At 70.7% G+C, this 13,775-nt stretch carries 13 protein-coding genes; 3 read left to right on the top strand and 10 right to left on the bottom strand.

Annotation, left to right across the window (positions count from 1 at the left end):
* Window positions 1-36: 36 nt before the first annotated feature.
* Both ilvN and ACJ512_RS08780 read right to left on the bottom strand, forming a co-directional pair.
* Window positions 37-540, bottom strand: a complete 504-nt coding sequence (gene ilvN / locus ACJ512_RS08785; RefSeq protein WP_407685648.1) for an acetolactate synthase small subunit — start codon at window positions 538-540, stop codon at window positions 37-39.
* The gene (locus tag ACJ512_RS08780) at window positions 540-2,408 is read right to left on the bottom strand and encodes an acetolactate synthase large subunit (protein WP_407685647.1); all 1,869 of its coding nucleotides are present in this window, start codon (window positions 2,406-2,408) and stop codon (window positions 540-542) included. The genes ilvN and ACJ512_RS08780 overlap by 1 nt, the downstream gene beginning before the upstream one ends.
* Before the next feature lie 325 nt (window positions 2,409-2,733).
* Here ACJ512_RS08780 and ACJ512_RS08775 point away from each other — a divergent pair, with 325 nt between their 5' ends.
* Window positions 2,734-3,093 (top strand): PH domain-containing protein, encoded by a 360-nt coding sequence (locus ACJ512_RS08775; protein WP_407685678.1) that lies wholly within the window; start codon window positions 2,734-2,736, stop codon window positions 3,091-3,093.
* A 5-nt stretch (window positions 3,094-3,098) separates the two neighbouring features.
* On the opposite strand, the gene ACJ512_RS08770 is transcribed toward ACJ512_RS08775, so the two are convergent.
* Window positions 3,099-3,947 carry a DoxX family membrane protein gene (locus tag ACJ512_RS08770; RefSeq protein WP_407685646.1) on the bottom strand — a complete coding sequence of 283 codons (849 nt, stop codon included), beginning with the start codon at window positions 3,945-3,947 and terminating at the stop codon, window positions 3,099-3,101.
* Window positions 3,948-4,132: 185 nt separating this feature from the next.
* Here ACJ512_RS08770 and ACJ512_RS08765 point away from each other — a divergent pair, with 185 nt between their 5' ends.
* Window positions 4,133-5,263, top strand: a complete 1,131-nt coding sequence (locus ACJ512_RS08765) for a PQQ-dependent sugar dehydrogenase (RefSeq protein WP_407685645.1) — start codon at window positions 4,133-4,135, stop codon at window positions 5,261-5,263.
* A 5-nt stretch (window positions 5,264-5,268) separates the two neighbouring features.
* Here ACJ512_RS08765 and ACJ512_RS08760 read toward each other — a convergent pair whose 3' ends face one another.
* From ACJ512_RS08760 to gatC, 6 genes are all read right to left on the bottom strand, one after another.
* On the bottom strand, window positions 5,269-5,832 hold the full coding sequence (locus tag ACJ512_RS08760) for a flavin reductase family protein (protein ID WP_407685644.1): 564 nt from the start codon (window positions 5,830-5,832) through the stop codon (window positions 5,269-5,271).
* 79 nt (window positions 5,833-5,911) lie between these two features.
* Window positions 5,912-7,423 carry an Asp-tRNA(Asn)/Glu-tRNA(Gln) amidotransferase subunit GatB gene (gene gatB / locus ACJ512_RS08755; RefSeq protein WP_407685643.1) on the bottom strand — a complete coding sequence of 504 codons (1,512 nt, stop codon included), beginning with the start codon at window positions 7,421-7,423 and terminating at the stop codon, window positions 5,912-5,914.
* Window positions 7,424-7,432: 9 nt separating this feature from the next.
* Window positions 7,433-8,593: a MinD/ParA family ATP-binding protein gene (locus ACJ512_RS08750; protein WP_407685642.1), complete on the bottom strand. Its 1,161-nt coding sequence runs from the start codon at window positions 8,591-8,593 to the stop codon at window positions 7,433-7,435.
* A gap of 135 nt (window positions 8,594-8,728) precedes the next feature.
* The gene (locus ACJ512_RS08745; protein WP_407685641.1) at window positions 8,729-9,760 is read right to left on the bottom strand and encodes an ATP-dependent 6-phosphofructokinase; all 1,032 of its coding nucleotides are present in this window, start codon (window positions 9,758-9,760) and stop codon (window positions 8,729-8,731) included.
* A 40-nt stretch (window positions 9,761-9,800) separates the two neighbouring features.
* Window positions 9,801-11,294: an Asp-tRNA(Asn)/Glu-tRNA(Gln) amidotransferase subunit GatA gene (gene gatA, locus ACJ512_RS08740; RefSeq protein ID WP_407685640.1), complete on the bottom strand. Its 1,494-nt coding sequence runs from the start codon at window positions 11,292-11,294 to the stop codon at window positions 9,801-9,803.
* Entirely contained in the window at window positions 11,291-11,590 is a 300-nt protein-coding gene (gatC, locus tag ACJ512_RS08735; protein ID WP_407685639.1) for an Asp-tRNA(Asn)/Glu-tRNA(Gln) amidotransferase subunit GatC, read from the bottom strand. Before gatC ends, gatA begins: the two co-directional genes overlap by 4 nt.
* A 267-nt stretch (window positions 11,591-11,857) precedes the next feature.
* On the opposite strand from gatC, the gene ACJ512_RS08730 reads away from it, so the two are divergent.
* Entirely contained in the window at window positions 11,858-12,514 is a 657-nt protein-coding gene (locus ACJ512_RS08730) for an ACT domain-containing protein (RefSeq protein ID WP_407685638.1), read from the top strand.
* Window positions 12,515-12,520: 6 nt separating this feature from the next.
* On the opposite strand, the gene ACJ512_RS08725 is transcribed toward ACJ512_RS08730, so the two are convergent.
* Complete coding sequence (locus tag ACJ512_RS08725) at window positions 12,521-13,765, bottom strand: glycosyltransferase (RefSeq protein WP_407685637.1); 1,245 nt, start codon at window positions 13,763-13,765, stop codon at window positions 12,521-12,523.
* Window positions 13,766-13,775: the final 10 nt, after the last annotated feature.

Genomic DNA, 13,775 nt, shown 5'->3' with positions numbered 1-13,775 from the left:
GTTCCCTATCTCCTTCTCGTTCGCAACAGCTGAAATCTACTTGGTGCCCATGCCGCGCGGACCGCGCGACAACGCCACCACTCCGGACTGGACGATCTCGCGGACACCGAACGGCTCCAGCACCCGCAGCAGCGCCTCGATCTTGCCGCGGTTGCCGGTGGCCTCGATGGTCAGCGCCTCCGGTGAGACGTCGATCACCTTGGCGCGGAACAGGTTCACCGCTTCGATCACCTGGCTGCGGGTGCCGGCGTCGACCTGCACCTTGATCAGCGCCAGCTCGCGCGACACCGAATTGTCGTCGTCGAGCTCGACGATCTTGATGACGTTGATCAGCTTGTTGAGCTGCTTGGTCACCTGCTCGAGCGGGGTCTCCTCGGCGGAGACCACGATCGTCATCCGCGACATGTCCTTCTGCTCGGCCGGGCCGACGGCCAGCGACTCGATGTTGAACCCGCGCCGGGAGAACAGCGCCGCGATCCGGGCGAGCACGCCGGGTTTGTCTTCCACCAGCACCGACAACGTGTGTGAGGTGAGGTTCATCAGGCGTGGCCTTCGCTTTCGTCGTCGAACAGCGGCCGGATGCCGCGGGCCGCCTGGATCTCGTCGTTGCTGGTGCCGGCGGCCACCATCGGCCACACCTGGGCGTCGGCGCCGACGATGAAGTCGATCACCACCGGGCGGTCGTTGATCTCGCGCGCCCGGGCGATGACGTCCGCCACGTCTTCGGCACGCTCGCAACGGAATCCGACACAGCCCAGCGCCTCGGCCAGCTTGACGAAGTCCGGGATGCGATGCGAATGGGTGGCCAGGTCGGTCTGCGAGTACCGCTCCTCGTAGAAAAGGGTCTGCCACTGGCGCACCATGCCCAGGTTGCCGTTGTTGATCAGCGCCACCTTGATCGGCACGCCCTCGATCGCGCAGGTGGCCAGCTCCTGGTTGGTCATCTGGAAGCAGCCGTCGCCGTCGATCGCCCAGACCTCGGCGTCGGGGCGGGCGATCTTGGCGCCCATGGCCGCCGGGACGGCGAACCCCATGGTGCCCAGCCCCCCGGAGTTGAGCCAGGTGCGCGGCTTCTCATACGAGATGAACTGCGCCGCCCACATCTGGTGCTGGCCGACGCCGGCGACGTACACCGCGTCGGGACCGGCGATCTCGCCCAGCTTCTCGATCACGAGCTCCGGGCTCAGGCTGCCGTCGCTCTGCGGGCCGTAGCTCAGCGGGTAGGTCGACTTGACGTCGTCCAGATACGCCCACCAGTCGGTCATGTCGATCTTGCCGGCGACGCCGTGGTGGCGCAGCATCGCGATCAGCTCGGTGATGACCGCCTTGACGTCGCCGACGATCGGCACGTCGGCGTGGCGGTTCTTGCCGATCTCGGCCGGGTCGATGTCGGCGTGGATGACCTTGGCCTCCGGCGCGAAGGTGTCCAGCTTGCCGGTGACCCGGTCGTCGAACCGGGTGCCCAGCGCGATCAGCAGGTCGCTGCGCTGCAGCCCCGCCACCGCCGCGACCGTGCCGTGCATGCCCGGCATGCCCAGGTGCTGGCGGTGGCTGTCCGGGAACGCGCCGCGCGCCATCAGCGTGGTGACGACCGGGATGCCGGTCAGCTCCGCCAGCTCGCGCAGCTGCTCGGTCGCCTCGCCGCGGATGACGCCGCCGCCGACGTAGAGCACCGGCTTGCGGGCGGCCGCGATCAGCTTGGCGGCCTCGCGGATCTGCCGGTTGTGCGGTTTGGTGTTGGGCTTGTAGCCGGGCAGGTCCAGGCGCGGCGGCCAGCTGAACGTGCACTGGCCCTGCAGCACGTCCTTGGGGATGTCGACGAGCACCGCGCCGGGGCGCCCGGTGGCGGCGATGTGGAACGCCTCGGCGATCACCCGGGGAATGTCGTCGCCGGCGCGGACCAGGAAGTTGTGCTTGGTGATCGGCATCGTGATGCCCGAGATGTCGGCCTCCTGGAAGGCGTCGGTCCCGATCAGCGAGCGCCCGACCTGCCCGGTGATCGCGACCACGGGGATCGAGTCCATCTGCGCGTCGGCCAGCGGGGTCACCAGGTTGGTCGCGCCCGGGCCCGAGGTCGCCATGCACACCCCGACCTTGCCGGTGGCATGCGCGTAGCCGCTGGCGGCGTGCCCGGCGCCCTGCTCGTGGCGCACCAGCACGTGGCGCAGCTTCTTGGAGTCGAACAGCGGGTCGTAGACGGGAAGCACGGCGCCGCCGGGAATTCCGAAGATGACCTCGACGCCGAGTTCCTCCAGCGACCGGATCACCGACTGAGCGCCGGTGAGTTGCTGCGGCGCAACACCTTTCGATCCGACGGCGGGGGGCTTCGCGGCTGGCTTGACCGCGTCCGAGGCGATGTCGGCCGCGCTGGGTGGCTGCGGGGTGTGCGGCCTGGTGGGAGCGCTCACTGTCGTTTGGTCCTTATTCACTCTGGGGGTCTCGCTGTGGGGGTCTCGCTGTGGGCAAGAAAAAACCCCCGTCAGCTCAGCTGCTGCACGAGGGTTGCGCGTTGGTGCTGGATCGCTTCAAATGCCGAAAAGCTGGTCAGGCCCCAACGCGCCGACCGATTACTACGAGCATCCCGGGCTTTCCGGCGTTATCCATAACGTCCGACGGTAGCCTTCGCACTGCTCAGCCGTCAAATCCGGGGCCTTCACACCCGCAACGGGGCCGCCCGCACAGCCGCGGTGGGATGATGCGGGGGTGGCTACTGCATCGTCGTCCCAGACCCCCGTGGTGATCCGGATTTCGCCGATCGCGCACCTGGCCGTGGGATTCTTCGCCCTCGGGTTGCTGATCCCGGTGCTGGCCTGGCCGCCGTCGGCGCCGTTGCTGGCCATCCCGGTGCTGCTGTCGGCGCTGATCGTGCGGCTGCGGACCGTGGCCGACGACCGGGGCGTCACCGTCCGGACGCTGCTGGGCAGCCGGACGGTGCGATGGGAGGAGATCGACGGGCTGCGCTTCCACCGGGGGTCGTGGGCCCGCGCCCGCCTCGAGAGCGGCGCCGAACTGCGCCTGCCCGCGGTCGACTTCGCGACGCTGCCCAAACTGACCGAGGCCAGTTCCGGGCGGGTGCCCAACCCCTATCAGTAGGGGTTTCAGGCGATCGGGTTGACGCCGTTGAGCAGCACCCACACCCCAACGCCGGCGGCGATGCCGGCCAGCAGGGCGACGAACGAACCGATGAAGGGCCGATGCGCCCAGCCCCGTCCGGCGTCGAGGCCGTAGCGGCCCGGTCCGCACAGGATCACCGCCGCGGCCATCACGATCAGCGTGATCTGGTACTCGTGCCCGTCGGGCAGGAAGTAGGAGAGGGTGTGGGCATGCGGCCGCGCCGACACGGTGGCCAGCAGGCCGTTGATCAGGAAGGCGAGCGCGCCCGCCGCGGCGATCGGGGTGAACAACCCCAGCACCAGCAGCACCCCCGCGACGACCTCGCCGCCGGCGCTGACGTAGGCCAGGATGTCCGCGTGCTGGTAGCCGACATCGGACAGCGAGTTCCTGAACGCCGTGACGCCCGAGCCGCCCCACCAGCCGAACAGCTTCTGCAGTCCGTGGGCGCCCAGCACCACCCCGAGGCCGACGCGCAGGATCAGCAGGCCCAGGTGCTGGGTGCCGCGCCGGCCCACCGCGTGCTCGCGCTCGTCGTCCTCGTCGGCATCGATGTGGGCGGGTTCGACGGCGGCGGGCCGGGCCGGCGCCTGGGGCTGGACGTAGGGCAACGGCTCCTGGTTGTCGAGCAGGTTGTAGGCCGGGGCGCCGTGACCACCCGTCTGGTTGGGGTCGGCGTAGGGGATGACGGTGGTGGTTCCGAAGTCACCCGGATACCCGACCGGCGTCAGGTCGTCTTCGGGGTCGACCAAGCGTGCCGAGGCGGGGCGCCCCGGGGTCGGCTCCGGGGACTGGTCCGGCCGCTGCCACGGTGCGTCATGCGATTGACTGGTCACGCGTGTCAGGGTAAGGGCATTTATGCCTGAATTGGGGATTTGAGCGGCCCTTTCGCCAGGCAATCGGCGCTTTTACCGCCGAAACGGTCCGTGTCGGCCCCGAATCGCCCGATTTGTGCGCCCGCGGCGGCCGTCGGGCGCGGGCGTGTGGCGGCGGCCGCGGCCGGGTCCGTAGCCTGTCGGTCATGCGACTACGGCGTTCAGGACGCTGGGTTCGGGGCGGGCTCGCCGCGCTTTCCGCGGCGGTGCTGGTGTCGAGCGGCTGCGCACGGTTCAACGACGACCAGTCCCAGCCCTTCACCACCAACCCCGAACTCAAGCCCCAGCCCAGCTCCACGCCGCCCCCGCCGCCGCCGCTGCCGCCCACGCCGTTCCCCAAGGAGTGCCCGGCCCCGGGGGTGATGCAGGGCTGCCTGGGCAGCACCAGCGGCCTGATCATGGGCATGGACAGCAAGACCGCGTTGGTCGCCGAGCGCCTCACCGGCGCGGTCAAGGAGATCTCGGTCAGCGCCGAACCGAAGGTGAAGACGGTGATCCCGGTCGACCCGTCCGGGGACGGCGGCCTGATGGACATCGTGCTGTCGCCGACCTACAGCCAGGACCGCCTGATGTACGCCTACATCAGCACGCCCACCGACAACCGGGTGATCCGCATCGCCGACGGCGACATCCCCAAGGACATCCTGACCGGCATCCCCAAGGGCGCGATCGGGAACATGGGGGCGCTGGTCTTCACCAGCCCCACCACCCTGGTCGTGCTGACCGGCGACGCGGGCAACCCGGCGATGGCCGCCGACCCCAATTCGCTGGCCGGCAAGGTGCTGCGCATCGAGCAGCCGACCACCATCGGCCAGGCGCCGCCGACGACGGCGCTGTCGGGCATCGGCTCGGGCGGCGGCCTGTGCATCGACCCCGTCGACGGTTCGCTCTACGTCGCCGACCGCACCCCCACCGAGGACCGCCTGCAGCGCATCACCAAGACCTCGGAGGTCTCCACGGTGTGGACGTGGCCGGACAAGCCCGGGGTGGCCGGCTGCGCGGCGATGGACGGCACCGTGCTGATCAACCTGATCAACCCCAAGCTGACGGAGGCCGTCCGGCTCGACCCCAAGACGGGGGCGGTCACCGGCGAACCCGACGTGGTGCGCAAGGACACCCACGCCCACGCCTGGGCCCTGAAGATGTCACCCGACGGCAACGTGTGGGGCGCGACGGTCAACAGGACCGCCGGGGATGCCGAGAAGCTCGACGACGTCGTCTTCCCGCTGTTCCCGCAGGGCGGCGGCTTCCCGCGCAGCAACGACGACAAGACGTAGCGCGGTCACAGCCCGCCGAGTGTGAACCTGACGCCGTACCGGCGGGTCGCGTCGGTCGGTGCCCCGTCGAAAAGCCGGTGCGAGGTCTCCTGCCCGGGGGCGGCCTCGTCGAGGTCGGAGAGGTACAGCGGTTCCTCTCCGGTGTCGGGGGCCCAGGTCGCGACGGGCGCCAGCAAGCACATCAGGTGGTCGCCGACTTCCTGCCGGCCCACCGTCCTGCCGACGAACCAGGCGATCGCGACGTCGAGGATCGGCATCCCCTGAGGGCCGGCGCGCCACGCGCAGCGATCGAAAACGTTGAACTGCGAACGGGTTTGGTCGCCGAACAGTTCGGCGATCCCACGGTGCTGCCGCGACAGGACGTGCACGGCCAGGTGCTCCGAACGGCTCGCGGCTTCGAAGCCGTGGCTTTTCCTGGCGATGCCGACCAGGAATCCCGGCGGGTCGACGCTGGCCTGGTTGGCGAAGCTGACCAGACACCCCGAGGGCTGGCCGACGTCGTGGGTCGTCACCACGAACACCGGATAGTCCAGCATCGCCATGAGATCTTCGAACGATTCATCCACCACGTGAACATCATGGATCCGCGCGACGGGTGTTGGCCAGGCTTTTCCGGTGATCGTTCGCGCCACGGCGCCCGCCGGGCCGTTACCCCTGCCCGCAGGCGGCCAGGACGAGTTCGCGCACCCGCGCCGCGTCGGCCTGTCCGCGGGTGGCCTTCATGACCGCACCGACGATGGCGCCCGCCGCGGCCACCTTGCCACCGCGAATCTTCTCGGCCACATCGGGATTGGCGGCCAGAGCCTCGTCGACGGCGGCCTGCGTCACCGAGTCGTCGCGGACCAGCACCAGACCCCGGTCGGTCATCACCTGCTCGGGTTCGCCTTCGCCGGCCAGCACCCCCTCCACGACCTGGCGGGCCAGCTTGTTGGACAGCTTGCCCTCGTCGACCAGCGCCACCACGGCGGCGACCTGGGCCGGCGTGACGGCGAGCTCGTCGAGGGACACGCCGGCCTCGTTTGCCTTCTGCACCAGGAAGTTGCCCCACCACGCGCGCGCGGACTCGCTGGACGCGCCGTGCTCGACGGTCGCCATGACCAATTCGACGGCTCCGGCGTTGACGAGGTCGCGCATCACCTCGTCGGACACACCCCACTCCTGCTGAATCCGCTTGCGGCTCAACCACGGCAGCTCGGGAATGGTTTGCCGCAGCTGCTCGACCAGCTCACGGCTGGGCGCCACGGGCTCCAGATCGGGCTCGGGGAAATAGCGGTAGTCCTCGGCGGTCTCCTTGACGCGGCCCGGGCTGGTGTACCCCGCCTCGTGAAAGTGCCGGGTTTCCTGGGTGATTCGGCCGCCGGAGGTCAGAACCGCGCCCTGGCGCTGCATTTCGTAGCGCACGGCGACCTCGACGCTGCGCAGCGAGTTGACGTTCTTGGTTTCGGTGCGGGTGCCGAACTCGGCCGCCCCGGTCGGCTTCAGCGACACGTTGGCGTCGCAGCGCATCGAGCCCTGGTCCATCCGCACGTCGGAAACGTCCAACGCGCGCAACAGGTCTCGCAACGCCGTGACGTAAGCCCGGGCGATCTGGGGCGCCCGCGCCCCAGCCCCCACGATCGGCTTGGTGACGATCTCGATCAGCGGCACGCCGGCCCGGTTGTAGTCGATCAGCGACGTCGTCGCCCCGTGGATGCGCCCGGTCTCGCTGCCCAGGTGGGTCAGCTTTCCGGTGTCCTCCTCCATGTGCGCGCGCTCGATCTCCACCCGCCAGGTGGTGCCGTCTTCCAGCGGCGCTTCGAGGTAGCCGTTGACGGCGATCGGCTCGTCGTACTGCGAGATCTGGTAGTTCTTCGGCATGTCCGGGTAGAAGTAGTTCTTCCGGGCGAAGCGACACCAGGGCACGATGTCACAGTTCAGGGCCAGCCCGATCCGGATCGCCGATTCCACCGCGGCGCGGTTGAGCACCGGCAGCGAGCCGGGCAGGCCCAGGCAGACCGGGCACACCTGAGTGTTGGGTTCGGCGCCGAAGGCGGTGGCGCAGCCGCAGAACATCTTGGTCGCGGTGGACAGCTCGACGTGCACCTCGAGCCCGAGCACCGGGTCGAAGCGCGCGACGACGTCGTCGTAATCCAGCAGTTCGGCGCCGGCAGCAACGGTCATGCGTCGATCCTAGTGGCGCTGCGGGGCCACGCGCTCCGTCCCCCCGCCGGGGAACATGTCGGCCAGCGTGGCCGCCAACTCCAGGTAGCTGCGCCTGCTCTGCGCGCTGAGGCGGTCCAGCGCGATCGCTTTACCCTGCTGCACATGCCGGTCGAACGGCAGCACCACCACGGCGGCGACCCGGGCCGACAACTCGTCGAGTTCCTTGACCGCCGCGTCGTTCACCCTGGCGTTCGCGACGTGGTTGATCGCGAGCACGGTCGATTTCAGCAATCGCCGATATCCGTTGTTGCCCAACCAGTCCAGCGTGGTCTTCGTCTTGCGTATCGCATCGATGGACACCCCGGTCACCACCACCAGCGCCCGCGACTCGGGCAGCACGGCGTCCATCACCGGCGAATTGAGGGACTTGACGCAGTCCACCAGCACCACCGAATAGTGCTTGCGCAGGATCGAAAAGGCCGTGACGACGTCGGCGCGCCCGAGCCGCCAATCGGTGCGCGCGGGGTCCGGCGGGCCGAGTGCTTCCAGCCCCACACTGTTCATGTAGGTGTGGGCGCGGACGTCCGGATACCGGGTGACCGCGCTGCCGGAGAGCAGTTCCGCCATGCTCAGGGCGTTGCGGCGGCCGTGTCGCTCGGCGAGGTTGCCGGCGTCGAGGTCGACGGCGACGACGTGGTCGTCGCGCACGCGGGCGAAGGCGGAGCCGAGCGCCTCGACCACCGAGGTCTTGCCGACGCCGCCCTTGAGGTTGAGGACGGCGATGGCGAATGCGCCGCCGACCGGCGTCCGGATGCGTTCGCGCAGCCCGTCTTCGTACGCCGCGCGTTTGCCCCGCCCGAGGTCGATTCCGGTGACGCGCCGCACCAGGCGCCGCCAGCCGAACCCCGGTGGGGTCTCGGCGTCGCGTTCGTCGAGGACGTCGAGCGACGCCCCGCCCGCCACCCACTCGCGGCGGAACGCCGGCGCGGCCGGACGCGCCGGGGTCGGCACACCGGACGGTCGGGGCGCGCCGCGGGCCCCACGGTAGGGCTGCGGGACGGTCGCCGACGCCGGGGAGGGCGCGGCGCGCGGGCGGGGCGGGACCGACGGGCGGTGCGGCGGGACCGGTGGCCCCGCCCCACCGGCGGGCTGCTGAACGACTCCGCGAATCGAACCGCGGTTGCTCATAGCTCCGGTATAACCGCTCGCGGCCGATGGGGAAACCGCGACGGCACGCGCGAGCGGCGAGAACAGCCCGATCTCACGGCGAATTCAGGAGATCGTCAGGCCGGCGCCACCGGGCGTTTGCCGAACCGGGCGGCCTCAGCCGAAGAAGGCCGCCGCGTCGTCGTAGCGGCTGGCGGGCACGAGCTTGAGTTGGCGCACCGCGTCGGCCAGCGCCACCCGCCCGATGTCCTGCCCGCGCAGCGACACCATCTGGCCGTACTCGCCCGCGTGCGCGGCGTCGGCGGCGTTGACACCGAACCGGGTGGCCAGCACCCGGTCGTAGGCCGTCGGGGTGCCGCCCCGCTGCACGTGGCCCAGCACCGTCACCCGGACGTCCTTGTTGATCCGCTTCTCCACCTCGACGGCCAGCTGCGCGGCCACACCGGTGAAACGCTCGTGCCCGAATTCGTCGATCCCGCCCTCCCGCAACGCGATCGAACCGGCGACCGGCTTGGCGCCTTCGGCCACCACGCAGATGAAGTGCGAATCCCCGCGCTGGAAGCGGCGTTTGACCAGCCGGCACACCTCCTCGATGTCGAAGGGCTGCTCGGGGATCAGCGTCATGTGCGCGCCGGACGCCAGCCCGGCGTTCAGCGCGATCCAGCCCGCGTGCCTGCCCATCACCTCGACCAGCATCACCCGCTGGTGGGATTCGGCGGTGCTGTGCAGGCGGTCGATGGCCTCGGTGGCCACGGTCAGGGCGGTGTCGTGCCCGAAAGTGACGTCGGTGCAGTCGATGTCGTTGTCGATGGTCTTGGGCACACCGACCACGGGGACGTTCTCCTCCGACAGCCAGTGCGCGGCCGTCAGGGTGCCCTCGCCGCCGATGGGGATCAGCACGTCGATGCCGTTGTCGTCGAGGGTCTGTTTGATCTGGTCCAGTCCCGCCCGCAGCTTGTCGGGGTGCACGCGGGCGGTGCCCAGTATCGTCCCGCCCTTGGCCAGCAGCCGGTCGTTGCGGTCGTCGTTCTGCAGCTGGATGCGCCGGTTCTCCAGCAGGCCGCGCCACCCGTCCTGGAACCCGACCACCGAGGAGCCGTACCGGGCGTCGCAGGTGCGCACCACCGCCCGGATGACGGCGTTGAGCCCGGGGCAGTCGCCACCGCCGGTGAGAACTCCGATCCGCATGCCCTCATCTTGCCCGGTGACGGGCGGGCGGCGCGAGCGCTTAGATGGCGGGCGGCAGCGGGCCGCGGGCGGCCTCGTAGGCGGCGCCCACCCGGTACAGGCGGTCGTCGGCCAGGGCGGGTGCCATGATCTGCAGGCCGACCGGCAGGCCGTCGTCGGGCGACAGCCCCGAGGGCACCGACATGCCGCAGTGCCCGGCCAGGTTCAGCGGCAGCGTGCACAGGTCGAACAGGTACATCGCCAGCGGGTCGTCGACCTTCTCGCCGAGCGGGAAGGCGGTGGTCGGCGTGGCCGGAGACACCACGACGTCGACGGATTCGTAGGCCGCATCCAGGTCGCGGGCGATCAGCGTGCGCACCTTCTGCGCCTGGTTGTAGTAGGCGTCGTAATACCCGGCCGACAGCGCGTAGGTGCCGATCATGATGCGCCGCTTGACCTCCGGGCCGAAACCGGCGGCGCGGGTCAGCGCCATCACCTCCTCGGCGCTGTGGCTGCCGTCGTCGCCAACCCGCAGGCCGTAGCGCATCGCGTCGAAGCGCGCCAGGTTGCTCGACACCTCCGACGGCAGGATCAGGTAGTAGGCGGCCAGGGCGTAGTCGAAGTGGGGGCAGTCGACCTCGCTCACCTCGGCGCCCAGCTCCGTCAGCTGGTCGACGGCGGCCTGGAACGACGCGAGCACCCCCGGCTGGTAGCCCTCGCCGCGCAGTTGCCTGACCACCCCGACGCGCACGCCCCGCAGGTCGCCCGCCGCGCCGGCCCTGGCGGCGCCGACGACGTCGGGGATCTCGGCGGCCACGGAGGTGGAGTCGCGGCTGTCGTGCCCGGCGATGACCTGGTGCAGCAGCGCGGTGTCGAGCACGGTGCGCGCGCAGGGGCCGCCCTGGTCCAGCGACGACGCGCAGGCCACCAGCCCGTAGCGGGACACCGTGCCGTAGGTGGGCTTGACGCCGACGGTCGCGGTCAGCGCGGCGGGCTGGCGGATGGAGCCGCCGGTGTCCGAGCCGATGGCCAGCGGCGCCTGTAAGGCGGCCAGGGCCGCCGCGCTGCCGCCGCCGGAGCCGCCCGGCACCCGCTCGACGTTCCACGGGTTGCGGGTGGGGCCGTAGGCGGAGTTCTCGGTCGAGGAGCCCATCGCGAACTCGTCCATGTTGGTCTTGCCCAGGATCGGGATGCCGGCCGCGCGCAGCCGCAGCGTGACGGTGGCGTCGTAGGGGGAACGCCAGCCTTCCAGGATCTTGGAGCCGCAGGTGGTGGGCATGTCGACCGCGGTGAACACGTCCTTGAGCGCCAGCGGGACACCGGCCAGCGCCGAGGGCAGCCGCTCGCCGGCGGCCACCGCGTCGGCAATCTGCATGTCGACGGCCGCCGCCGCCGACAGCGCCTCGTCGGCCGCCACGTGCAGGAAGGCGTGGTACCGGTCGTCGGTGGCCGCGATCTGGTCCAGGCACGCCTGCGTCACCTCGGCCGACGTCAGCTCCCTGGCGGCGATCTTGGCGGCCAGCGTGGCGGCGTCCAGACGGATGATCTCGCTCACTCGGCGTCCCCGAGAATCTGCGGGACGGCGAAGCGGCCGTCGACGGCCTCGGGCGCCGAGGCGAGCGCCTCCTGCTGGGTCAGGCAGGGCGCCTTCTCGTCCGGGCGCATCACGTTGACGTCCTTGAGCGGGTTGTCGGTCGCCTCCACGCCGCTGACGTCGACCGCCTGGACCTGGCTGACGTGGTTGAGGATGGCGTCGAGTTGGCCGGCGAAGCTATCCAGCTCGGTATCGGTCAGCGCCAGCCGGGACAGCCGGGCCAGGTGCGCGACCTCGTCGCGAGAGATCTGGGACACGAGCGAAAAGCCTAGCCCGGCGACGATGCGGCGCCGCAGGCGCCGCTGAGGAGCCGGGCCATCAGACCTAGCCCGGCGACGATGCGGCGCCGCAGGCGCCGCTGAGGAGCCGGGCCATCAGACCTAGCCCGGCGACGATGCGGCGCCGCAGGCGCCGCTGAGGAGCCGGGCCATCAGACCCAGCCGGGCTCCGGCCGCGAGCGTGTAGCCGGCCGATCCGGGACGGCCGAAACGCTCCCGACACATCCCTGTGCGACAGTGTTGGCCGTGCCGTCGTATCTGTTGCGCATCGAGCTGGCCGACCGCCCGGGCAGCCTCGGGTCGCTGGCCGTGGCGCTCGGTTCGGTGGGCGCCGACATCCTGTCGCTCGACGTGGTCGAGCGCGCCGCCGGTTATGCGATCGACGACCTGGTCATTGAACTGCCGGCCGGGGCGATGCCCGACACGTTGATCACGGCCGCCGAGTCGCTGTCCGGTGTCCGGGTGGACAGCGTCCGCCCGCACACCGGGCGGCTGGAGGCGCACCGGGAGCTCGAACTTCTCGACCGTGTCGCGGCGGCGGCCGGCAAGGGCTCCAAGCTGCAGGTGCTGGCGAACGAGGCGCCCAGGGTGCTGCGGGTGAGCTGGTGCACGGTCCTGCACAGCGCGCAGGGCAAGGTGCACCGCCTGGCCGGCAGCTCGGGCGCTCCGGAGACCAAGGCCGATTCGGCCCCCTGGCTGCCGATCGAGCAGGCGGTCACGCTGGACAACACCGGGGACTGGGTGCCGCAGGCGTGGCGCGACATGGACACCACGATGGTCGCGGCGCCGCTGGGCGACCCGCACACCGCGGTGGTGCTGGGCCGCCCCGGCCCCGACTTCCGCCCGTCGGAGGTGGCCCGGCTGGGCTACCTCGCGGGGATCGTGGCCACCATGCTGCGCTGAGCCCGGTTATGCGGGCACGCGGTTCACCAGGCTGTCGTAGATGGCGATGATCTTCTCGGTCTGCAGCGACTGACGGCCGGTGTCGCGGTGGGCGGTGACGATGCCGGTCATCTCCCCCAGCTTGTCGCGGTCCTCGACGAGCACCCGGATCGCCGCCGACAGCGCGGCCGGGGACGGGTCGACGGCCAGAATCCCGCCGCCGTCGGGGACCGTTTCACCCAGCGCGGGGTCGCAGTAGATCACCGGCAGCGACATGGCGACCGCTTCCAGCAGCACCACCCCCTGGGTGTCGAAGTCGTAGGAGGTGAACAGCAGCGCATCGCCCGACCTCATCGCCACCAGGCACTCTTCGCGACCCACCCGGCCGTGCAGGCGGATGCGTCCGGACAGCCCGGCAGCGTCGACGGTCTTGCGCATCGCCGCCTCGAGGTGACCCTCACCGTAGATGTCGAGCGTGCAGCCCTCGACCCGGGCGACGGCCTCGATCGCCTCGAGCGCCCGTTTCTCCGACGACAGCCGGCCGCACCACACGAGGCGCAGCGGCTCGCCGGCCGACGGGCCCGCGACCCGCGCCGCCCGGGCGCGGTCGACGATCTCGTCGTCGACGCCGTTGGAGATGACCGAGATCGGCCGGCTGACCCCCCGCCTCGCCAGGGACTGCGCGAAATGCCGGGTCGGTGTGATCTCGTGGTCCACGGCTTGCGCGTGCGCCACCATGAAGCGCCACGCCAGCCGCGACGCCGCGCTCTCCTTGCGGGGGGTCAGGCGGAAGTCGCGGGACAGGTGCCGCTTCTGCATCTGGCTGATCAGGATCGCCAGGAACAGCGGCGCCGGGGTGGCTTGCTCGAAGTAGACGTCGAAGCGCGTGTGCTTGGTCTGGACGACCGGGATGGCCTGCCGGCGCGCGGCTTCGGCGCCCGCGATCGCCACCCCCAGATCACCCTGGGTGTGCACGACGTCGACGGGCCCGCGGGTGCGGAACGCCTCGTCGATGATCGCGGCGTTCGCCTTCGAGGGCCAGACGAAGACGAAGTCCTCGTGCCTGCCCAGGCGGCGGATCAGCGGATCGAGGACCGGCACCGCGCGCAGTTCGACCACCCCCGGATCGGGGTCGACCGCATGGGGCAGCGGCGCGGTGAAGACCGTGACCCGGTGCCCGCACTGCTCGAGCGCGCGGCGCTGGGTGGCCACCGATACCTGTGTCCCGCCGAGGCTGTCGGGGTGGAGATCGGTGAAAAGCGCAACGTGCATCGGAGAACCC

Origin of the sequence: Mycobacterium cajalii (assembly GCF_045809005.2) — a bacterium.
Lineage (GTDB): Bacteria > Actinomycetota > Actinomycetes > Mycobacteriales > Mycobacteriaceae > Mycobacterium.
The sequence above is the reverse complement of the archived record's forward strand: the minus strand, read 5'-3'. Positions and strand labels throughout refer to the sequence as shown.